At 46.9% G+C, this 21,765-nt stretch carries 18 protein-coding genes; 16 read left to right on the top strand and 2 right to left on the bottom strand.

The annotated features are described in order from the left end of the window. Window positions 1–29: 29 nt before the first annotated feature. A complete protein-coding gene (locus ACTXGE_RS11185; RefSeq protein ID WP_435950421.1) occupies window positions 30–1,430 on the bottom strand; it encodes an efflux RND transporter periplasmic adaptor subunit in 1,401 nt (466 codons plus the stop codon). 367 nt (window positions 1,431–1,797) lie between these two features. Next, entirely contained in the window at window positions 1,798–2,817 is a 1,020-nt protein-coding gene (locus tag ACTXGE_RS11180) for a polyprenyl synthetase family protein (protein WP_443543474.1), read from the bottom strand. 485 nt (window positions 2,818–3,302) lie between these two features. Between ACTXGE_RS11180 and rplU the strand changes: the two genes are divergently transcribed. The 16 genes from rplU to ACTXGE_RS11100 all read left to right on the top strand — a co-directional run bounded on the left by rplU (window position 3,303) and on the right by ACTXGE_RS11100 (window position 21,643). After that, the gene (gene rplU / locus ACTXGE_RS11175) at window positions 3,303–3,614 is read left to right on the top strand and encodes a 50S ribosomal protein L21 (protein WP_058025937.1); all 312 of its coding nucleotides are present in this window, start codon (window positions 3,303–3,305) and stop codon (window positions 3,612–3,614) included. Window positions 3,615–3,707: 93 nt separating this feature from the next. After that, on the top strand, window positions 3,708–3,965 hold the full coding sequence (gene rpmA / locus ACTXGE_RS11170; protein WP_435950423.1) for a 50S ribosomal protein L27: 258 nt from the start codon (window positions 3,708–3,710) through the stop codon (window positions 3,963–3,965). Window positions 3,966–4,346: 381 nt separating this feature from the next. Continuing rightward, complete coding sequence (lolA, locus tag ACTXGE_RS11165) at window positions 4,347–5,033, top strand: outer membrane lipoprotein chaperone LolA (RefSeq protein WP_443543477.1); 687 nt, start codon at window positions 4,347–4,349, stop codon at window positions 5,031–5,033. Between the two features lie 581 nt (window positions 5,034–5,614). Further along, the gene (ndhC, locus tag ACTXGE_RS11160; protein WP_443543479.1) at window positions 5,615–6,253 is read left to right on the top strand and encodes an NADH-quinone oxidoreductase subunit A; all 639 of its coding nucleotides are present in this window, start codon (window positions 5,615–5,617) and stop codon (window positions 6,251–6,253) included. A gap of 65 nt (window positions 6,254–6,318) precedes the next feature. Further along, window positions 6,319–6,987 (top strand): NuoB/complex I 20 kDa subunit family protein, encoded by a 669-nt coding sequence (locus ACTXGE_RS11155; RefSeq protein ID WP_443543481.1) that lies wholly within the window; start codon window positions 6,319–6,321, stop codon window positions 6,985–6,987. A gap of 80 nt (window positions 6,988–7,067) precedes the next feature. Beyond that, window positions 7,068–8,843 carry an NADH-quinone oxidoreductase subunit C/D gene (gene nuoC, locus ACTXGE_RS11150; RefSeq protein ID WP_317200284.1) on the top strand — a complete coding sequence of 592 codons (1,776 nt, stop codon included), beginning with the start codon at window positions 7,068–7,070 and terminating at the stop codon, window positions 8,841–8,843. Window positions 8,844–8,882: 39 nt separating this feature from the next. Further along, window positions 8,883–9,392: an NADH-quinone oxidoreductase subunit NuoE gene (gene nuoE, locus ACTXGE_RS11145; protein WP_435950427.1), complete on the top strand. Its 510-nt coding sequence runs from the start codon at window positions 8,883–8,885 to the stop codon at window positions 9,390–9,392. Further along, complete coding sequence (nuoF, locus tag ACTXGE_RS11140) at window positions 9,389–10,813, top strand: NADH-quinone oxidoreductase subunit NuoF (protein WP_435950428.1); 1,425 nt, start codon at window positions 9,389–9,391, stop codon at window positions 10,811–10,813. The genes nuoE and nuoF overlap by 4 nt, the downstream gene beginning before the upstream one ends. A gap of 10 nt (window positions 10,814–10,823) precedes the next feature. Then, window positions 10,824–13,901, top strand: a complete 3,078-nt coding sequence (nuoG, locus tag ACTXGE_RS11135) for an NADH-quinone oxidoreductase subunit NuoG (protein ID WP_443543484.1) — start codon at window positions 10,824–10,826, stop codon at window positions 13,899–13,901. 49 nt (window positions 13,902–13,950) lie between these two features. Next, on the top strand, window positions 13,951–14,937 hold the full coding sequence (gene nuoH, locus ACTXGE_RS11130) for an NADH-quinone oxidoreductase subunit NuoH (protein WP_317200319.1): 987 nt from the start codon (window positions 13,951–13,953) through the stop codon (window positions 14,935–14,937). A gap of 40 nt (window positions 14,938–14,977) precedes the next feature. Further along, window positions 14,978–15,514: an NADH-quinone oxidoreductase subunit NuoI gene (gene nuoI, locus ACTXGE_RS11125; RefSeq protein ID WP_435951016.1), complete on the top strand. Its 537-nt coding sequence runs from the start codon at window positions 14,978–14,980 to the stop codon at window positions 15,512–15,514. Beyond that, the gene (gene nuoJ / locus ACTXGE_RS11120) at window positions 15,511–16,248 is read left to right on the top strand and encodes an NADH-quinone oxidoreductase subunit J (RefSeq protein WP_443543486.1); all 738 of its coding nucleotides are present in this window, start codon (window positions 15,511–15,513) and stop codon (window positions 16,246–16,248) included. The genes nuoI and nuoJ overlap by 4 nt, the downstream gene beginning before the upstream one ends. A 98-nt stretch (window positions 16,249–16,346) precedes the next feature. Next, on the top strand, window positions 16,347–16,655 hold the full coding sequence (nuoK, locus tag ACTXGE_RS11115; RefSeq protein WP_317200318.1) for an NADH-quinone oxidoreductase subunit NuoK: 309 nt from the start codon (window positions 16,347–16,349) through the stop codon (window positions 16,653–16,655). Between the two features lie 4 nt (window positions 16,656–16,659). Next, window positions 16,660–18,534 (top strand): NADH-quinone oxidoreductase subunit L, encoded by a 1,875-nt coding sequence (gene nuoL, locus ACTXGE_RS11110; RefSeq protein ID WP_443543488.1) that lies wholly within the window; start codon window positions 16,660–16,662, stop codon window positions 18,532–18,534. Between the two features lies 1 nt (window position 18,535). After that, window positions 18,536–20,161, top strand: coding sequence for an NADH-quinone oxidoreductase subunit M (gene nuoM / locus ACTXGE_RS11105; protein ID WP_443543491.1), 1,626 nt, complete (start codon window positions 18,536–18,538; stop codon window positions 20,159–20,161). 3 nt (window positions 20,162–20,164) lie between these two features. Next, window positions 20,165–21,643, top strand: coding sequence for an NADH-quinone oxidoreductase subunit N (locus ACTXGE_RS11100; protein WP_317200276.1), 1,479 nt, complete (start codon window positions 20,165–20,167; stop codon window positions 21,641–21,643). The last annotated feature ends 122 nt before the right edge of the window (window positions 21,644–21,765 follow it).

Below are 21,765 nucleotides of genomic sequence, written 5' to 3'. Positions count from 1 at the left end.
TCCCTAAGTCTTCCTATCTTTGAATGGAATTAGTTAGCAGAAGCTTCAACTGAATTGTCATTAGAAGCGTCATCGCCAGCTGGCTCATTCATCGTTTTGGCAGCTTGCTGCGGCGTTTTGGCATTAGCACTGCCACTAGCAGTATTTGCCGATGGCGCAGGATTGGCACTCTCAAGCGGTTTGGCAACGACTTCTTGTTCAGGTTTGACTTTAGCGCCGCCAATAATGACCACTTGATCGCCTGCTTGTAAGCCGTCAGTGATGACCCATTGACCATCGAAAGTACCGTTGACCGTAACGGGTCGCACTTGAATTTTGTTGTTTTGATCGACGATATACACCTGCGTTTCACTCTTAGGCGTACGCATAACCGCGCTCTGTGGCAGTAAGGCGGCATTGGTGATAACGCTTTGCGTCAAGCGCGCTGAGACATACATACCTGGAAGCAGAACGTTATTTGGATTTGGAAATATAGCCCGCAGCGTGACTGCGCCTGTCGATTGATCCACTTTAGCTTCTGATAAAGCGAGCCTGCCGCGTACTGGATATACCGAACCGTCCTCTAACACTAGCTCAACTGTATTCATACCAGCTTGGGCTGTGCCTTCAGATATTTGTTGGCGCAGTTTAAGTAGCTCGGATGAAGACTGACTAATATCGACATAGATGGGATCAAGACGTGAGACGGTAACCAAGGGATCGGGCTGACCTGCACTAACCAAAGTACCAGCGGTGACGCTTGAGCGATCCGTACGACCTGCAATGGGTGCTCTGACAATGGTGCGATTAAGATCCAAAGTACTCGCGTCTAGGGCGGCCTGCGCGCTTTGAATGCCTGCTTCTGCACTAGATATACCAGCTTGCGTTTGTCCTACTGCCGCGCGCGCACTCTCCAAAGCGGCCTGCGCGGTACGAACCTGCGTGACGGCTTGATCATATTGCTGTTTGGAGATCGCATCGATATCGACCAAGCCTTGCAGTCGCTGCAAATCGTTTTGGGCCTGTGCAAGCGACGCTTGACGGCTAGCGAGCTCAGCTTTGGCGTTAGCATTATTGGCTATTGCGGTCTGACGATTGGCTTGTGCTTGAGCGATAGCGGCCTGACCACTAGTAATAGATGACGCGTAGTTATCGGTGTTAATCCGATAAAGCGGCTGACCTGATTTAACGTTACTGCCTTCACGGAACAATACCTCTTCAATCACGCCGCTCACTTGTGGACGCACATCGGCGGTCTCAAAGGCGGCGGTACGACCAGAAAAGGTTTGAACTTGAGGAACGGATCCAAAGGTGACGGCTTGAACATTGACAACAGCGGGCGGCATCTGTTGCTGCGCCGCTGCGGCGTCTTCGTCTTTTTTGTCACAGCCAACCAGTACAGCTCCAGATAGTACAGTGGCCATTACAAGCGCAAGAGTAGAGTGCTTCATCAAGGTCCTCGTCGATATAGATACGATATAAGTAAAGTAGATAACCGTTAAGCTGATAAATGCCATTGAGGTACTCATCATTTTATGTCTAGAAGCTATCTAATAATGGGGTTTAAGCTAAATATGAATAACTAAGTATGAACAACAAGTATGCGTAAAAAGTATAAGTGAAAAATTATTCGCTATTATAAACTATTGGGTACACCCTATAGTCAAGTCGTCATAAAGCGCTTTATATTAAGATCTATGTATTTTATCTACTTACAAAGCGCGTAGCCTATAAGCTGGCTTAACAATCGAGCACTAGCAATAAAAAATTATTCCCTATAAAAAATTGTTAACTTTTGTTATAGATTCAAATAATACTCTATAACAGTCGTGCGCTGGCAAGCTCAGTTAATTGATATAGTCCAAGTCGATAGCGATTGTCAGGTAGAGTGCTAAGAGCTTGTTGTGCAAGCTTAGTTTCTTCTAATGCTCGCGCAGTACAATAGTCAAGCGCTCCTGACTGACGTACCAAATCAATAAGCTGCTTAGCATTGGGTGTTTTGCCCGTCTGAACGGCTACCCGCAGTTGCTCATAACCTTTTGAGTCACTACCCTTTAGGAGCTCCAACGCTTTAATCGTCGGTAAGGTAGGTTTGCCTTCACTTAAGTCGTCCCCTAAGTTTTTGCCCATAAGCTCGCTATCACCGCTGTAATCAAGCACATCATCAATGATTTGAAAGGCATTGCCAAAGTGCTGACCAAAATCAGAGAGCGCCTGCATATGCTGTTCTTGCTTTTGCAAAATGGCGGCGCCTTGGGTTGCCATCATAAACAGCCGTGAGGTTTTGCCATCGATAATGTTCAGGTAATCCGTCTCAGTTGCCGCAGGATTGTGCTGATGCTGAAGCTGCAACACCTCCCCTTCAGCGATATCACAAGTGCCATCGGAGAACAATTGTAATAGAGACAAACTTCCAAAACCGACAAGCAAATTAAAAGCGCGGGCAATTAGGTAGTCGCCTACGAGCACAGCGGTGGCATTGTCCCAAGTGGCATTGGCAGTGGGTTTGCCGCGGCGCTGTCCTGACTCATCAATCACATCATCATGAACCAAAGTGGCGGTATGCAGCATCTCAGTAATCGCCGCTAAATGCATGGCCTGCGTTGAGGGCTCATCATTTAGCATCCGCGCGCAAAGCAGCGTTATCAGCGGGCGCATACGTTTGCCGCCAGCATTAATCACATGCTGAGAGACGCTCATCACCAGCTGTACTTTTGAATTAAGACTACCAAAGACTTGCTTATCCATGATCTCAAAGTCGCTTGCAACGATGCTTTGAATCTCGCTATAGCTTAGGGTAGAGGGTGTTTTTGATGCAGATAAAGGGGCACTAGTCATAATCAATCGTCATATCAAAGGAATAAAAACTCACTTAAAAATGAGCAAATAATCGGTCTACAAAAAATGATGAAGTTGCAAATGCGCTTATAATAGCATAGCTGGCAAGTCTAATCGCTGTATTAAAAGACGTACTCATTGCGTGCAGCTATTAAGACGGTGCTTAAATAGTCAGCAAAATTGCTACTAACAGACATAATTAATATATCATCTTATCAGGTCAAAATGCTGTTTGTAAGTCGTTGATTAGATAGGCTATAATAGCGAGCGCTGTGCTATAAGATTATCAGATTAACTACTTACTGAGTGACTACTTACTAAGTGGTGAGTATACTGATTTAAAAGCGCAGAGCGAACAAGAGAGATGACTTGCTTTTGCTGCAAAAGACAAGTAAAATCTTGCCTTTAATTTTTCCCTGTCGTGTTCGTCATAAAAGCGCTGGTATGATATCAGCCACGGCACACGGGTTAAACGGAGTCAGACAATGTACGCAGTAATCAAAACTGGTGGCAAACAGCACCGTGTAGTCGTCGATGAGCTTTTAAAAGTTGAACTATTAAAGGCAGAGAAAGGCGAAACGATCAAATTTGAAGACGTGTTGATGGTTGTTGATGGCGATGACGTCAAAATCGGTCAGCCTGTTGTAGACGGCGCAAGCGTAGAAGTTGAAGTGGTTGAGCATGGTCGCGGCGAAAAAATCCGTATCATCAAGCACAACCGTCGTAAGCATTATCACAAAGAGCAAGGTCACCGCCAATGGTACACCTTGTTAAAAATCAAAGCGATCAACGCTTAATTTTGAATTTGGCTCAAAAGCTAAATGATATAGCGCAGAATGCTTAAGAGTTATCGCATCAGCGGTAAGTCACATTAACAAGGAGAATTATCCATGGCACATAAAAAAGCTGCCGGCTCAAGTCGTAACGGTCGTGATTCAAACCCAAAAATGCTTGGTGTAAAAATCTTTGGTGGTCAAACGATCGCCGCTGGTAACATCATCGTTCGTCAACGTGGTACAGAATTCCACGCAGGCGAAGGCGTTGGCATGGGCCGCGACCATACTTTATTTGCACTGAACGACGGTGTGGTTAAGTTTGCAACTAAAGGCAAATTCAACCGTCGCTACGTTATGGTTGAAAACGCATAATTGCACGCTATCTATGATCTTTTTTAGATACTGTTGCTTAGGTCATGTTTTTTAGATCGTAGCAGAGCAAGCAATAAAGTCCCTATTACCTATTGGTAGTAGGGACTTTTTATATGTATAGAGTATAAAACAGACAAACGAGTCTGCACATAATAAACAGCTCATATTATCTTTGTGGCATTTGACGTTGCTGTGAGCGTTACAAGCGCGTATGCCACGCGTAGTAATGATTGCAAATCATGTCTAGGCGCGTAATAAAAAAACTGGCACACTGTCGTCATTGCCTAATAGCACTCAAGAAAAAAGGCATAAGGTCATTAAGTATCGAATAACACTTTGATTTTTTATTAATGCGATCGTGCATTTTAGAGAGGAATAATTATGAATAATTTAAATAAACAAAGCACTTTTAAGCAAAAATTGATGGGCGGCGCTTTAGCTAGCGTTTTGGTCACCTCATTAGGGGTCGCTGCGCCCATGATAGCGATGACGCAAACCGCTACCGCAGCACCTGCTGACAATTTGACCGCTGCTAAGCGCTTAAATAAATTGCTTACTAATACTAAAAGCATGAGCGCCAACTTTACCCAAACGACCAAAGGCGCAAGTAGCGGCACTTTTAAAGGCTCGATGAGCGTTGAGCGTCCCAATAACTTTCGCTGGGAAACCAAGTCGCCCTCTGAGCAACTCATTGTCGCTAACGGTAGCTCAATGTGGATCTATGATAAAGATTTAGAGCAGGCCACTAAGCAAGGGGTCGACACTCAAGTGGGCAATACACCAGCGCTACTATTGTCAGGTGACCCAAGCAAAATCGCCCAAAACTTCAAAGTCACTCAGCCTTATGCAACCAAAAACTATTACGTGCTTTATCCCAAATCAGGCGATGCCAGCTTTAAGAGTTTGTCGATGAGCTTTAGTGGCGGTAAGCCTGTCATGATGGTGCTTAACGATACTTTGGGTCAAACTACCTCAATCAAGTTTAGCAATATCAAGCTCAATCCGAGTATTAATAGCAGTCAGTTTAAATTCACGCCACCAAAAGGCGTTGACGTTATCAATCAGTAGGCTTAAAATACCAGCAAGCTTCAAATATAAAAGGACAAGCCATTATCGGACTTGTCCTTTTTTTTATCTTAAAAATCGGGTTTGCTAAATACCTAAAAATTACTATTTAACTCTAGGGGCAAGTAGTCTGTTTTTGTCTTTGCTACAACGCTTTAGTATTAGGGTTTATACGCTATTATAACAAGCATAATCAGTAGTCTTTATGCCAAAATAAAAGCACGAAAATACACGTTTTGTAGCATATAAAATGACCAGTTAATACATCTAAAAACTGGCTTTTAAGCCTTGATATGCGTATAGTATGTAAACATTTTATGCCAGTTGTCACCCTATTATTGACCTTGTGTTATGAGCTATTAAATCAATGAATAAGACATTGATTTGATATGTTTGTCGCTCGCAAGCTTAACTTATTTATGGCGCTTTACTCTTTGTGATTGCCTAAAATACTAACTTCGCAAGGTGAGTTGTCAGTAATACTGATAATTGGTCATTACCAGCACAGCGTATCTGTGTTTTTATCTGTATGATGCCTCTATTGAGGCGCACTTGTACAGATTAGGTGAGGAGCAAGGATTATCATGTCTGCTTTTGATTGGTCAGCAGTTGCTTTTATTTTAGCCGCTATTGGTTTGGTCGTATTCATGCTGGTTGTACCGCGATTACTCGGCGGACGCTCAAGCGGCTCACAAAAAGAAGAAGTGTTTGAGGCAGGCGTTGTCGGATCTGGTAACGCCCGTATTCGCTTGTCTGCCAAATTTTATTTGGTTGCCATCTTCTTTGTGATTTTCGATCTAGAAGCTTTGTATTTGTATGCTTATTCGGTCTCAGTCGTAGAGGCAGGCTGGGTGGGTTTTGCAGCTGCCGCTGTCTTTATTATTATTCTACTCATAGGCTTGGTCTATGAGCTAAGCCTGGGTGCGATGAACTGGGCACCTGCTGATAAGCGCCGTAAAACTGCCCGTCTAACCGCCGCGCCTGCAGGGTTTAATTTGGCCAGTATTACCAAGTTTGATGGCGTAGATGAGTTGATGGTTGATCCGACAGGTAAGATACCTGCGCAGTCCTCAGGTCAGATCAATGTCTCAAACAACATCGAGACTAACCGTCGTCACTTGCAAAACATCGATCATATCAATACAACAGGTAATGTGACCACGGTAGACTTTGCAGAATCAGCTCAGCACAAAAACAATAATGTGCAAAAACCGTCCAAATAATGGCTCTCATATAGCTAATACCATCTATCAAATACCGCCGCGTATTTAAATAAAGGTTATCTGTTATGAAGTACACGCTAACAAAAGCCAATCCTGATGCCGATATTTATCCTGCCCAGACCCGTCAAACGGTCAACGATCCGATAGAGGATGAAGTCAATAAAAACGTCTTTATGGGCCGCTTGGAGGACATGGTACACTCGACCGCCAACTGGGGTCGCAAGCATTCACTGTGGCCCTTTAACTTCGGCACCTCTTGCTGTTACGTTGAATACGCAACCACTTTGACCGCTGTGCATGATTTATCACGCTTTGGTGCTGAGGTCATTCGCGCATCACCCCGTCAAGCTGATGTAATGATCGTTGCGGGGACTTGCTTTGTCAAAATGGCGCCTGTTATTCAGCGCCTTTATGAGCAGATGCTTGAGCCAAAGTGGGTCATCTCTATGGGCGCATGTGCCAATTCAGGCGGTATGTATGACATCTATTCTGTCGTACAAGGCGTGGACAAAATCATCCCCGTTGATGTCTATGTGCCGGGCTGCCCGCCGCGCCCAGAAGCGCTGATTCAAGGCTTGATGTTACTTCAAGAGTCGATTACTAAAGAGCGCCGTCCGCTAGGTATTCATGTCAATGAACAGGGCATTTATCAGCCGCAAATGACGCCTGAGCGCGATCGCAAGCAAGCTGATCGCATCGCAGTCAAAAACCTGCGTAGCCCAGATAGTATTTAGAGATTAGCTTTGTATTTAAGCATTAGAGATTAGCTTTGCGCTTATCAGTCAGTTATGAGTAATGAAGGAAACCCTCATTCATGGTCACGGTAGTTGATAACATAGATCCCAAGATCAAACCTGTACCGGTAGTCATTCAAGAGCTGACCCATAAGTACGCGGGTAAGTTCGTTGTGCAGCATACGGTCGATGAGATTCCAACCGTATGGGTGGCGCGTGCCGACTTGCTAGATATTCTCCTGTTTTTGCGTAAGCTACCCAAACCCTATGTCACGCTATTTGATCTGTCGGCGATGGATGAGCGTTTACGCCAGCATCGTCGAGGCCTGCCTGATAGCGACTTTACGGTGTTTTATCATCTGATGTCCTTTGAGCGCAACAGTGATGTACGTATCAAAGTGGCACTAGATGAAGACGATCTGACGGTGCCAAGCGCGACCAATATTTGGCCCAATGCCAACTGGTATGAGCGCGAAGTATGGGATATGTTCGGTATCGTCTTTAGCGGGCATCCGCATCTAACGCGTATCTTATTGCCCAAGTATTGGGAAGGTCATCCGCTACGTAAAGAGTACCATGCGCGCGCGACAGAATTTACCCCATACTTTCTAAATGCCGCTAAACAACAATACGAGCAAGAAAATCTGCGTTTTGTTCCAGAAGAGTGGGGCATGAAGCGCTCGGGACGTGACGAGGACTTTATGTTCTTGAACATCGGCCCCAATCACCCTTCTGCTCATGGTGCGTTTCGTTTGGTGCTCCAGCTTGACGGCGAAGAAGTCGTCGATTGTATCCCTGATATAGGCTATCACCACCGCGGCGCTGAGAAGATGGCAGAGCGCCAGACTTGGCACTCTTATATTCCTTACACTGACCGTATTGATTACCTTGGCGGGGTGATGAACGAGCTGCCATACATTATGTCGGTCGAGAAGCTCGCGGGCATTACTATTCCGCCGCGCGCTGAGACCATTCGCGTCATGATGAGTGAGTTTTTCCGTATTACGAATAATTTGCTCTTTGTCGGCACCTTTATTCAAGATGCGGGCGGAATGACGCCAGTATTCTATATGTTCACTGATCGCCAGAAAGCTTATGACGTCATTGAGGCGGTAACCGGCTATCGCATGCATCCAGCGTGGTTTCGCATTGGTGGTACGGCAGCCGATCTACCGCGTGGTTGGCAGCGCCTAGTTCGTGAGTTTTTGGACTGGATGCCTAAGCGCTTGGATGAGTATGTCAAAGCCGCATTACAAAACAGCGTACTCAAAGGTCGTACCCAAGGCGTCGCTCAATACAATGCCAAGCAAGCACTCGCTTGGGGCGTGACAGGAGCAGGTCTGCGCGCAACGGGTATAGACTTTGATTTGCGTAAGGCTCGCCCGTACATGGGCTACGAGAACTATGATTTTGAAGTGCCTATTGGTTATAACGGTGATGCTTATGATCGCTGTATGATCAAAGTCGAAGAGATGCGCCAGTCCTTGCGTATCATCCGCCAGTGTATGGATAACATGCCTCAAGGACCTTATAAAGCGGATCATCCTCTATCGGTACCACCGCCTAAAGATCGCACTTTGAACGATATCGAAACCTTGATTAATCACTTTATTTCTGTCTCTTGGGGCCCTGTTATGCCAGCGGGTGAGTGCGCAACGATAGTTGAGGCCACCAAAGGCTTGAACAGTTATTATATTACCTCGGACAAGGCGACTATGAGCTATCGTACTCGTATTCGTACGCCGACGTTTGCCCATTTGCAACAAATGCCCTCTGTGATTAATGGCTCTTTGGTTTCTGACGCTATTATGTATTTGGCTTCAATTGATATCGTTATGGCAGATTGTGATCGCTAAACAATTGAGCGCAAGATAAGTAAGGATTGACAAGAGATTATGAGAATTGTTTCTGACAAAATGCCAAAAGTAGATGTGGCTAGTATTTTGACCGTAAGTGAGATTGATGCGATTCACGAGTTTATGCATCATTATCCGCATGCTCGCGCCGCCTCATTAGATGCCCTCAAAATCGTGCAAAAGCGCAACGGCTGGGTCGATGACGCTCAAGTGAACGCTATTGCCAATCTTTTAGATATTCCCGTGACTGATATGGACGGCGTCGCTACTTTTTTTAATCGTATTTATCGTCAGCCTGTCGGTCGTCACGTGATTTTGATTTGTGATTCTGTAGCCTGTTACTTGACAGGATACGAAGCGCTATCGGCTGAGCTACGCTTGCAATTGGGTATCGAATATGGGCAAACAACTCCTGATGGCCGTTTTACCTTGTTGCCGATTTGCTGCCTGGGCAATTGTGATAAAGGCCCTGCGGTGCTCATCGATGAGGACACTTATGGTCCTATTGAGCCTACTGAGGTCGCGCAACTACTGGAGCTATACGCATGAGACTGACCTTATCTGAACAGATCGCTCAGCGCGGGCAAGGCAAAGCGCCAAGCCAGCTCAATGAGCAACGTATCCCCATCTATGGCGACAAGGCGAGCGCCACTAGCGAAACTATGCCGCTTACATGGCGTCTTGCACACCATGACGCCGTACTTGATTTAGCTACATATCAATCGCTACAAGGCTTTGATGGGCTAAAAAAGGCACTAGATAAGCCGTTTAAAGACGTCGAAAATATGATCAAAGCGGCCAATGTTAGAGGCCGCGGCGGCGCAGGATTTAATGCTGGTCTTAAGTGGTCTTTTATGTCGCCACCAGATGGCTTGCCGCGCTATCTTATTTGTAACGCTGATGAGATGGAGCCGGGCACCTTTAAAGATCGCTTGTTAATGGAGCGCCTACCGTTTCAGCTCATCGAAGGCATGCTCATTACTGCTCATGCGATTGGGGCTACCGACGGCTATATCTTTATTCGCGGCGAGTATATTTTGGCCGCCGAGCGTTTGGTTACTGCTATTAATGAGTGTATCGCCAATAACTTGATGGGCGATAATATCTTAGGGACAGATTTTAGTTTTAATCTGCACGTACATACGGGCGCTGGGCGTTATATATGCGGTGAAGAGACGGCGTTGATCAATTGCCTAGAGGGTCGCCGTGCTAACCCACGTACCAAACCGCCATTTCCGCAAATCTCTGGCGCTTGGGGTCGTCCAACGGTTGTCAATAATGTTGAGACCTTGTGCAACATGCCAGCTATTCTAAATCACGGCGTAGACTGGTATCAGTCATTGTCTGAGATTAAAGGCAAAAGCAAAACCCCTGGCACCAAGCTATTTGGCTGCTCAGGTTTGGTCAAGGATCCTGGTTTATGGGAGCTGCCCTTTGGTTATACTGCGCGTGAGATTATTGAAGACTTTGCAGGCGGTATGTTAGAGGGTAAGACGCTAAAAGCGTGGTTGCCTGGTGGGGCGTCCACAGACTTTTTGACCGCTGATCATTTAGATATTGTCGTTGATTTTGATAGTATTCAAGACGCAGGTAGCCGTATGGGCACCGGTCTTATTATGGTCGTAGATGAAGCACAAGATATGGTGCCTTTATTACGTAACTTAGAGATTTTCTTTCAGCGCGAATCGTGCGGCTTTTGTACGCCATGCCGTGATGGTCTACCGTGGGGCGTCAAATTGCTCACTGCGATTAACGACGGCGAAGGGCAAATCGGCGACGTCGAAAAATTAGAAGGATTAACTCGGGATTTATGGATTGGCAAAACCTTTTGTGCCCACGCGCCAGGAGCGATGGAGCCACTAATGAGTGCTATCAAATATTTCCGTCCTGAGTTTGATCAAAAAATCGCGCAGGCGGTTGGTGCTGACGTCATAGACGCCGCGGCCAATCCTCAGCCAGTAGTGAAATAAGGAGAGCGGCATGGCAGTCATCCATATTGACGGCACCACTGTCGAAGTAGATAGCAGCGATAACTTGCTACAAGCCTGTCTATCTCTAGGTATTGATGTACCGTATTTTTGTTATCATCCTGCGCTTGGCTCAGTAGGCTCATGCCGTCAGTGCGCGGTTAAGCAGTATCAAAACGAAGAGGACATGAAAGCGGGCAAGGGGCGACTAGTAATGTCCTGTATGGTCGCGCCAGACAATGACATGTACATCTCAGTCACTGATGACGAGGCCAAAGCGTTTCGGGCCTCGATGGTTGAGCTACTGATGACCAATCATCCACACGATTGCCCTACTTGTGAAGAGGGCGGTCACTGTCACTTGCAAGATATGACCTATATGTCAGGTCATAATACGCGCCGCTATCGCTTTACCAAACGTACTCATCATAACCAAGATTTGGGCCCGTTTATCGGTCATGAGATGAACCGCTGCATCGCTTGCTATCGCTGCGTTAGATTCTACAAAGACTATGCAGGTGGCGAGGATTTGGGTGTATATGGCTCAAACAATCGGGTTTATTTTGGTCGTGACAAAGACGGGCAGTTTGAAAGTGAATTTTCAGGTAATTTAACAGAAGTCTGCCCAACTGGGGTGTTTACCGATCAAACTCACTCAGAGCGCTACAACCGTAAATGGGATATGCAGTACGCGCCTAGTATCTGTCATGGCTGCTCGGCGGGATGCAATATCTCACCTGGTGAGCGTTATGGTGAGTTGCGCCGTATTGAAAACCGCTACAATGGTGAGGTCAACGGTTATTTCTTATGTGACCGTGGTCGTTTTGGTTATGGCTATGTCAACCGTGCTGATCGTCCGACTGGGGCGCTTGAGCGTATCAATGACAAACACGTCAAGATCAATATTGATTATGCGTTAGATGAGACTATCAAACGCCTCACAGACAAAAAAGTCATCGGTATTGGCTCACCTAGAGCGAGTCTTGAGACTAACTTTGCCCTCAAAAACTTGGTTGGTTTTGACAACTTCTCGACAGGTCTTAATCATCAGCAACAAGACTTAGTGCATAAATGTATCGAAGTGCTCAGCACTGAGGGTATACATAATCCAAGTATGAATGAGATCGAAAGCCATGATGCTGTGCTCATCTTGGGTGAAGATATCACTCAAACCTCATCGCGAGTGGCGCTATCCGTACGTCAAGCAGCAAAGAACGAAGGCCTGAAAATGGCGGCAGCGCTCAAGACTCAGTCTTGGCTTGCGGAACCTGTCAAACGCATCGCTCAAGATGCTTTAAGCCCCGTTTATATTATCGATGTCACTCAAACTAAGCTTGATGATATTAGTAAATCAAGCGTAGTTGCGACGCCTGAAGACATCACGCGCCTTGGCTTTAGGGTCGCTGATGAGATTAGCAATTTTGCTGATGACTTGTCAGAGATAGCAGACCTGCAAAAATCTGAGCTAAGTAACAGTGATAGCGATGATCCTATGCAAGTGCTGGCTCAACAGATCGCTTATGATTTGATTCAGGCAGATAGACCATTAGTGATATCAGGTAGTAGCTTGTCATCTACGGCTTTGATAGAGGCAGCGGCGCAGATTACTCAAGCGCTTACGCAAAAACGTCAAGCGATCAAGGCGACTGAGCAAAAGCAGGTTGAGGCGCACAATGAGAGGGTGAAAGCTGCGCAAGCACAAGCTGCTAATGATCAGCCTGAAGAAGACAAAGAGTTAGAAGCCAAACCAGCTAAAGCGCAAATGGGTACCAATAAAGATGCCCAAGACGACGTTGAACGCGAGCCTGCGGATGCTCTTGAACTCAAAGAAGTCAATAAACAGTATCACGGTCAAGCGGGTATTTATCTGACGGTTTCTGATGCCAATAGCATGGGCGTGTGTATGCTAGGCGGTCACTCAGTAGAGGAGTTATTAGCTACTGAATTTGATGTCGTCATTGTCGCTGAAAACCAATTAACAGACGCTATTGATGCCAATAAGCTTACGCAACTACTGAGCGATAAAACGGTTATCGCGCTCGATCATCAGCTGCTTGAATGGCATAAAGACGTCGATATTGTACTGCCAGCTGCGAGCTTTGCGGAAGCAGATGGAACGCTTGTGTCAAGCGAGGGCCGTGCTCAGCGCTTCTTTCAAGTCTACGACAGCAACTACTATCATCCAATGAGCAGTATCAAAGAAGGTTGGCGCTGGCTGCACGCGGTACACAGTAGCATCGAGGGCAAAGAGGTCGATTGGACACAGCTTGATGATGTCATTAACGCTTTGATTGCAACGCATCCTAAGCTGGCTGGTATCAAAGGCGCGGCTCCCGATGCAGATTACCGTATTACAGGACTCAAAATCGCCCGTCAGCCGCGCCGCTACTCAGGTCGTACCGCGATGCGTGCGCCAATATCTGTTCACGAGCCTATGCAGCCCAAAGACTTAGATACCGGTCTTACCTTTTCGATGGAAGGCTATAGCGGCAAGCAGACCAAGGGCGCGATGATTCCTTTTGCCAGTGCTGCAGGCTGGAACTCGCCGCAAGCTTGGAATAAATATCAAGATAAAGTTGGCGGTCATCTTAAAGGCGGCGACCCTGGGGTGCGCTTGTTCGATAGCTTTGAGCGCCTGCCTAGCCGTCAGTACGTAGCACCAGAAGCAGCGTCTTACGCGGCAACTGATATGCAAGAGGGCCGCGCCAAATTAGTGCCAATCTATAATATCTACGCCAGCTCTATGATGGCCTCGCGCAGTCCCATTGTAGCTAAGCAGTTGCCAATTGCCAGTTGGCGCGTTGGTATGGATGATGCCAAGGCTTGGGGTCTGCTCGCTGGAGACTATTTGGCGATAGAGATTGATAATCGGCAGATAACACTGCCCGTGCAGTTAGTGCAGTACCTAGCAGAGGGCTGTATCGGCTACCCAGTTGGGCAAGTCAGCATTATTCATCCGACATTGCCAGCCTCAGTACGCCGCGTTGATGCGCCAGTCACTATCGCAGGTAGCATGGCTGATGACATGGTCAATGATACAGATGCTTTAGATGATGAGCTCGTAGCACCAATTAGCGATCAAGGGGCGTAAAATGCAAGTGACTCGTATTATCCCTGATGTGCCCGCCCTTTTGGCAAACATGATGACCTTTGATGCTTGGTCTATATTGTTTTTGGTTGTGCAATCGATTGTGATATTTTTGGTCGTGGTTATCGTCGCCGCTTTGATGATCGTCTATGAGCGCCGTATGCTTGCATTGTGGCAGGATCGTTATGGTCCTAATCGCGTCGGTCCCTTTGGCTCCTTGCAACTGGTCGCAGATATGCTCAAAATCTTCTTTAAAGAAGATTGGACACCAAACTTCACTGACAAGTTTATCTTTACCTTAGCACCGGCGGTAGCGATGTTTACCGCTTTGGCGTCTTTTGCCATTATTCCTATCTCGCCAACCCTTGGGGTTGCGGACTGGGATATTGGTATTTTGTTCTTTTTTGCTATGGCAGGTATTGCTGTTTACGCGGTGATGTTTGGCGGCTGGGCGTCAGCGAACAAATTCTCGCTATTAGGCGGTCTGCGTTCAGCGGCACAAACCATTAGTTATGAGGTATTTTTAGGCTTGTCTTTGATGGGCGTGGTCGCATTGACAGGCTCCTTTAACTTACGTGAAATCGTTGAATCACAAATAGACGGCTGGTACATTATCCCGCAGTTCTTAGGGTTTTTGACCTTTGTGGTCGCAGGTGTTGCGGTCACTCACAGGCATCCCTTTGATCAGCCAGAAGCTGAGCAGGAGCTTGCTGAGGGGTATCATGTTGAATACTCTGGCATGAAGTTTGGTATGTTCTTTATTGGAGAGTATGTCAACGTTGTACTCATCTCAGCCCTGATGACTTGTCTGTTCTTTGGTGGTTGGCTTGCCCCCTTCAATTTAGATATTCCTTTTGTACCGCCTGCATTTTGGTTCATGATAAAGACGCTATTCTTTATGACGATGTTTATCTTGGCACGGGGTTCGCTCATGCGCCCCCGTTATGATCAGGTGATGAACTTTGGCTGGAAAGTTTGCTTACCTGTAACCTTGATTAATTTGCTGGTTACCGCCGCTGTCATTTTGCTAATGAGATAGGGCGCCCGCCAACAAGGATAATAAGACAATGATTACCGCTATAAAAAAGACGCTCGTGGGTATGTTTACCATCGTTCGTAGTATGTGGATGGTCAATAGCCATGCGCTCAGGCCGCGCGATACCATACTCTATCCTGAGCAGGCCGTACCTGTGCCGCCGCGCTTTCGTGGACGTATTATCTTGACCCGCGATCCAGATGGGGACGAGCGCTGCGTAGCTTGTAACTTGTGTGCGGTCGCTTGCCCTGTCGGTTGTATCTCCTTACAAAAGGCGGAGCGTGATGATGGGCGCTGGTATCCTGAGTTTTTTCGTATTAACTTTTCGCGCTGTATCTTTTGCGGAATGTGTGAGGAAGCTTGCCCGACTACTGCTATTCAGATGACCCCTGATTTTGAGATTGGCGAGTATAATCGTCAAGACTTGGTCTATGAAAAAGAGCATCTACTCATCTCAGGCCCTGGCAAGTATCCTGACTATAATTATTACCGCGTCACTGGTATGGCTGTCGCAGACAAACCTAAAGGTTCTGCGCAAAACGAAGCAGCGCCTATTGATCTAAGGAGCTTGCTGCCATGATGACTATTTTGAATAATCCTGACTTAGCAGGGTTCTATGCGCTGGCGGCAGTGGCTATTTTTGCAAGCTTACGCGTGGTGACCCATGCCAACCCCGTGCACGCGATATTATCGATGATCGTCTCCTTATTGGCAGTTGCGGGTATCATGTTTATACTAGGCGCGCCGTTCGCAGGTGCCCTTGAGATTATCGTTTATGCCGGTGCCATCTTAGTTCTATTCGTCTTTGTCATTATGATGCTCAACCTAGGCATGGCAAGTGAGGCGCGAGAAGAGCGCTGGCTGGATGCGAGAACATGGGCTATTCCGACAGGATTGACACTGATTATCGCCGTTGTGCTTTACGCGTTCATCGGTGTCAATCATGACGAGGCAGCAGTTATTGGCGGTGTCAACGTACCTGCCAAAGCGGTCGGTGTGGCATTATTTAGCAAATACATTATGCTCGTAGAAGTCGCTGCACTATTGCTACTTGGGGCTTTGGTTGCCGCTTATCATTTAGGTAAGCCAACGCTAGATGATGAGATAGTAATCGATGACACTATTCGCGATCCTAGTAAGCGCTTAACCCTTAACACCGCTACCCGCAGCGCTCGTAACAGCAGCGCTGACTTATCTCACGATAATGATAGCGACGTCAATTCGCTTGATTCAAACGAGCCTTATGAGTACAAAGACGTCGACCCGTATGATTATGTCGGTAAGCAAGCCGCTACGCGCAAGGAGTTAGACTGATGGTACAAGCAGTTAGCGTAGCCCAGGACGTATCGACTATGCCGTTCGCCCACGAGGTAGCAGGCCTAGCAGCGCCTGCTCTTGAAGTACAAAACGTGCTGGGTATTATACCTATGAGTCATGGGCTTATCTTGGCAGGGATTTTATTTGCCATCGGTCTATGCGGCGTTATGGTTCGGCGCAATTTTTTGTTTATGCTGATGAGCCTTGAGATTATGATGAACGCCGCAGCGCTTGCGTTTATCGTCGCTGGCAGCCGCTGGGTCGATCCAGATGGGCAAATTATGTTTATTTTTATTCTTACCTTAGCGGCTGCTGAAGCCTCGATCGGTCTTGCCATACTATTACAGTTTTATCATAAGCGTGGGCATCTCGATGTCGATAGCGCCAATGAGATGAGGGGATGATGTCATGAGTGTATTACCCTTAACCTTTATACTTCCGCTCATCGGCTTTTTAATCTTAGCCTTTATGCGTGACAAGCTCACCGAACAAGCCGCCAGCTTTGTTGGTGTTGGCAGTATGGGGCTATCAGCGCTTTGTACTTTGGTTGTCAGCTACACCTTTTTAGGTAGTTATCCTGCAGGTACGGTGGTAGAAGTACCGCTGTGGACTTGGATGCAAGTCGGTGATTTTGCACCAAGCTTTGGTCTTAGCTTTGATGGTCTTGCCTTAACCATGACTGGCGTCATTACAGGCATTGGCTTTTTGATTCACCTGTTCGCTGCTTGGTACATGAAAGGCGATAAAGGCTTTGCACGCTTTTTTAGTTATATGAATTTGTTTGTCGCCAGTATGCTACTGCTAGTACTCGCCGATGATTTATTGCTGCTATATCTAGGCTGGGAAGGCGTTGGTATCTGCTCGTATTTGCTTATCGGCTTTTATTACGAGCACCGTGCCAATGGCCGCGCTGCGATGAAAGCCTTTACTGTCACCCGCGTCGGTGATGTGTTCTTAGCCTTTGGTTTGTTTTTATTGTTCCGTGAGTTTGGCACCCTTAATATTCAAGAGATTATCACTCGCGCGCCTGAGATGTTCAGCGTCAATGATCCGGTAATGATCCTGACCACGATGATGATCGTGGGCGGCGCGATGGGTAAATCTGCGCAGATTCCACTCCATACGTGGCTCGCTGATGCTATGGCTGGTCCGACACCAGTGTCGGCGCTGATTCACGCCGCGACGATGGTTACTGCTGGGGTCTATTTAATCGCTCGTTTGCATCCATTATTTGTCCTCACTCCAGGTATTTTATTGTATTGGGTTGGGGCAGTGGGCGCATTAACCTTGGTCGTCGCAGGATTCTGTGCGCTAGTACAAACTGATATCAAGCGTATATTAGCCTACTCAACGATGAGTCAAATCGGCTATATGTTCTTGGCATTAGGCGTTGGCGCTTGGCAAGGGGCTATCTTTCATTTGATGACCCATGCGTTTTTTAAAGCCTTGCTGTTTTTGGCATCAGGTGCGGTCATATTAGCGGTTCATCATGAGCAAGACATCTTTAAGATGGGCGGTTTGCGTCGCAAGATTCCATTAGTATTTTGGTGCTATATCATCGGTGGCGGCGCTCTAGCGGCTATTCCTTGGATAACCGTCGGCTTTTATTCTAAAGAAGCGATCCTTTGGGAAGCTTATGCAACAGGTCATCAAGTGCTGTTTTATATGGGCGTGTTTGGGGCTTTCTTAACCGCTATTTATACCTTCCGTATGATTTGGATCATCTTCTTTGGTGAAGAGAAGACCCATGCGCACAAACTGTCTGGCATCTCGTATTGGTTGCCACTTACGGTACTACTGGTTTTATCGACTGCAGTTGGCGCTTTAATTTCGCCGCCGCTACAGGGCGTATTGCCCGAGAGTGTCGGACACTTATTAGAAGTGGCAGGTCAAGTAGAGGCTAAGCACACCGCAGAATATATCGCTATGGGCGCTATGCTCGCAGGACTGGTGATAGCCGCAGTATTGTACGTCGTTGATAAAGGTCGGATGCTGACGCGCTTTAAGCGCTCAAGTATCGGCGGCGCGCTGTATTACTGGTGCTATCACGGTATGGGCTTTGATGCGCTATACGATATAGTTTTTGTAAAACCTTTTTTATTCATCGGCCGCTTGTTTAAAGCTGACCCTGTTGATAAAACGTGGAATGTATTGCCGATGCTGGCATCAGCAGGTAATAAGATGTTGTCTGTGACACAAACAGGGTCACTTCGAGGTTATGCCGCAAGCTTTGGCTTGGGCGTTGCTGCACTTCTCGTATTGGTCATGATAACGGTGGTATAAGATGATTGAGTTACAACAAACGTGGATGCTACCGGCGCTCATTGCAATACCCTTTATAGCAGGCCTGCTGTGCTGGTTGGTTGAGCGCTTTAACAAGCGTTTACCGCGCTGGATTGCTCTGATTGGTATGACACTGACGTTTTTATTGTCATTGGTACTCTGGCAATATGGCGACTTTAGCGGTATGAGCAAGCAGGTCATTGCGCCGCAATCGGCAGTGCCTTGGGTCGCTGAGTTTAGTGTGCCTTGGATACCGAGTTTTGGTATTAGTTTTCATCTGGCGATGGATGGTATGTCGCTACTGATGATTGCCTTAACAGGCTTGTTAGGAGTAGCGGCAGTTGCGTGCTCATGGAACGAGATTCAGCGACGCGTTGGGTTCTTCCATTTGAACTTGCTATGGAGTTTGGGCGGGGTCATCGGGGTATTCTTAGCGATTGATCTGTTCTTATTCTTCTTCTTTTGGGAGATGATGCTCGTTCCGATTTACTTCTTAATCGCTATTTGGGGTCATGATGTCGTTGGAAAAACCAAAGAATACGCGGCGACCAAGTTCTTTATCTATACCCAAGCCTCTGGGCTTATTATGCTCATTGGTATCTTGGTACTGGTGATTATCAGTTACGCGCAAAGCGGTGTGGTCAGCTTTAATTACAATGATCTGCTCGGCACTAACCTTGGTGGCTGGGAATATCCGATCATGCTCTGCTTCTTCATTGGCTTTGCGGTCAAGCTGCCTATTATGCCTTTTCATGGCTGGTTACCTGATGCGCATGCGCAGGCGCCAACTGCAGGTTCGGTGGATTTGGCTGGGGTACTGATTAAGACCGCCGCTTACGGTTTGATTCGTTTTGTTTTACCGCTGTTTCCAGCCGCTTCGCAAGAGTTTGCGCCAATAGCGATGACTTTGGGTACGATAGGTATCTTTTATGGCGCGTGGCTTGCGTTTATGCAAACTGATATGAAGCGTTTGCTTGCTTATACGAGTATCTCGCACATGGGCTTTGTTGTGTTAGCCATTTACGCAGGTACGCTACTTAGCTTACAAGGACTGATGATTCAGATGCTCGCGCACGGTTTGAGCTCGGCGGCTCTCTTTATTATGGCAGGACAGCTCTATGAGCGTTTGCATACGCGTGATCTGACCGTGATGGGCGGTATGTGGGGACAGTTCCGCTATTATGCGCCGATCTTGATGTTCTTTTGTGCCGCGCTACTGGGTATCCCAGGTACGGGTAACTTCATCGGCGAGTTTATGATCTTGTTCGGTGCTTTTGCTCAGTATCCAGTGTTTGTGGTACTCGCGACGTTTAGCTTAGTGCTGGCAGGATTGTACTCACTTATCTTGATTTATCGTGCCTTATTTGGCGCTAATAATACCAAAGAAGTTGCCTTACATGAGACGCGCTCACATGGACTGCCCGAGCGTCCGCTTAAGGATTTGGGTCGCCGCGAGATTTCACTGCTGCTGGTATTAGCAGTGGGTCTGGTCTGGCTGGGACTGTATCCGCAGCCGATTCTCGATACCTCAAGCCACTCTATGCAGTGGATCAATAACGCTTATATTTATAGTGAAGTGTCACAAGCAGATGTGTTGCAATCACTTGATGCAATGGAGGCACGTTAAGTCATGAATGATTTTATGATGAATGATTTGATGGGGCTGATGCCTTATGCGCCTATTATTATCGTGGTGATTACGGTGCTGCTAGTAATGATTGCCATTACGATCAAGCGCTCACACACGATCACAGGCACTATTACCGTTGTCGGATTAAACATTGCATTATTTACCTTAATCGGTCAGATGCTGGGCATGATTGAGCGCGGAGCCTTACTGCCTACTGCTGAGCAGCTCTTTGTCGTGGACAACTTTGCGCAGTTCAACATGATGATTATTCTGGTCTGCGCGCTGGCTTGTTGTACGCTATCTTATGCTTATCTTGCCAATTTAAAAGACAATAAAGAAGAGCTATACATGCTCATTTTACTGTCGACTGTGGGCGCGCTACTTATGGTCTGTGCGCAGCATTTAGCGGCGTTCTTTATGAGCTTAGAGCTGTTATCAGTACCGCTATATGGCTTGCTCGCTTATACGTTCTTGCGTGAGAAATCTCTGGAGTCAGGGCTTAAGTATCTGGTGTTATCAGCGGCGGCCTCAGCGACTTTGCTCATGGGTATGGCGTTTATATACGCGCAGGTAGGCTCGCTAGGATTTAAGTCTATTAGTATTATGCTGGCAGGCTCTTTTGAGTCGCCCCTATTGATACTTGGCGTTGCCATGATGATGTTCGGTATCGCCTTTAAATTATCAGCGGCGCCCTTTCATGCGTGGACGCCTGATGTCTATGAAGGCGCGCCTGCTCCTATCGCCACTTATCTGGCGTCAGTCTCTAAAGTGGCGATGATGGCATTAGCGGTGCGGTTCTTAATTGATACCTCATTGTTGGCTTTGCCCTCTGTACAGATGCTGTTGATGGTGATGGCGACTTTATCTATCTTGGTCGGTAACTTGCTCGCGGTACGTCAGACGAACCTTAAGCGTCTGCTTGGTTATTCTTCTATCGCGCACATGGGTTATGTGCTGATCGTTATTGTGAGCCTCGGCGCGGGCGCTGATAGCATCTCTAGCATGTATATGGCGGTATATGCCTTTACCTCTATCGGTGCTTTTGGTGTGGTGACTTTGATGTCAAGCCCTTACAGATTATCAGGGGAGGCGGACGAGTTAGTGCACTATCAGGGGCTGTTTTGGCGTCGCCCAGTGTTGACTGCAGTCATGACGATTATGATGTTATCGCTCGCTGGTATTCCGCTGACGGCAGGCTTTATTACTAAGCTATTCGCAGTACTTGCCGCGGTGCAAGGTACCAATTGGTTCTTGGCGGCGATGATTATCTTAGGTAGCTCAATCGGTCTGTTCTATTATCTGCGCGTGATGCTGACATTATTTAAGCGTCCAAAGGCTTACGTAGAATTCGATGTCTCTGGACAGTGGGGCTTGCGTACTGGTGGTATTATGGTCATTGGCGTAACTTTAGCTATTCTCTTTTTCGGGATACTACCGAACAGTATGATTGAATGGGCAAGCCTGGCGCGCGTTTGGTAAAAGCGCAAATAGTAAACAGTACAGAGTAACCATACTCCTTACTGATAATGATATCGAAAGAATAAGGTGCGCTAAGTTTATGTTAAGCTTGGCGCACTTTTTTGCTATTGATTATCTACAAT

This window comes from Psychrobacter sp. T6-4 (genome assembly GCF_052258425.1).
In the GTDB taxonomy this organism is placed as follows: Bacteria; Pseudomonadota; Gammaproteobacteria; order Pseudomonadales; family Moraxellaceae; genus Psychrobacter.
Note: the sequence above shows the minus strand (reverse complement) of the source record. Positions and strands in the feature narration are given on the sequence as shown.

Coding starts and splice junctions, on each gene's coding strand:
- ACTXGE_RS11185 (WP_435950421.1), bottom strand. CDS start 1,430: ATGAAGCACTCTACTCTTGCGCTTGTAATGGCCACTGTACTATCTGGA.
- ACTXGE_RS11180 (WP_443543474.1), bottom strand. CDS start 2,817: ATGACTAGTGCCCCTTTATCTGCATCAAAAACACCCTCTACCCTAAGC.
- rplU (WP_058025937.1), top strand. CDS start 3,303: ATGTACGCAGTAATCAAAACTGGTGGCAAACAGCACCGTGTAGTCGTC.
- rpmA (WP_435950423.1), top strand. CDS start 3,708: ATGGCACATAAAAAAGCTGCCGGCTCAAGTCGTAACGGTCGTGATTCA.
- lolA (WP_443543477.1), top strand. CDS start 4,347: ATGAATAATTTAAATAAACAAAGCACTTTTAAGCAAAAATTGATGGGC.
- ndhC (WP_443543479.1), top strand. CDS start 5,615: ATGTCTGCTTTTGATTGGTCAGCAGTTGCTTTTATTTTAGCCGCTATT.
- ACTXGE_RS11155 (WP_443543481.1), top strand. CDS start 6,319: ATGAAGTACACGCTAACAAAAGCCAATCCTGATGCCGATATTTATCCT.
- nuoC (WP_317200284.1), top strand. CDS start 7,068: ATGGTCACGGTAGTTGATAACATAGATCCCAAGATCAAACCTGTACCG.
- nuoE (WP_435950427.1), top strand. CDS start 8,883: ATGAGAATTGTTTCTGACAAAATGCCAAAAGTAGATGTGGCTAGTATT.
- nuoF (WP_435950428.1), top strand. CDS start 9,389: ATGAGACTGACCTTATCTGAACAGATCGCTCAGCGCGGGCAAGGCAAA.
- nuoG (WP_443543484.1), top strand. CDS start 10,824: ATGGCAGTCATCCATATTGACGGCACCACTGTCGAAGTAGATAGCAGC.
- nuoH (WP_317200319.1), top strand. CDS start 13,951: ATGATGACCTTTGATGCTTGGTCTATATTGTTTTTGGTTGTGCAATCG.
- nuoJ (WP_443543486.1), top strand. CDS start 15,511: ATGATGACTATTTTGAATAATCCTGACTTAGCAGGGTTCTATGCGCTG.
- nuoL (WP_443543488.1), top strand. CDS start 16,660: ATGAGTGTATTACCCTTAACCTTTATACTTCCGCTCATCGGCTTTTTA.
- nuoM (WP_443543491.1), top strand. CDS start 18,536: ATGATTGAGTTACAACAAACGTGGATGCTACCGGCGCTCATTGCAATA.
- ACTXGE_RS11100 (WP_317200276.1), top strand. CDS start 20,165: ATGAATGATTTTATGATGAATGATTTGATGGGGCTGATGCCTTATGCG.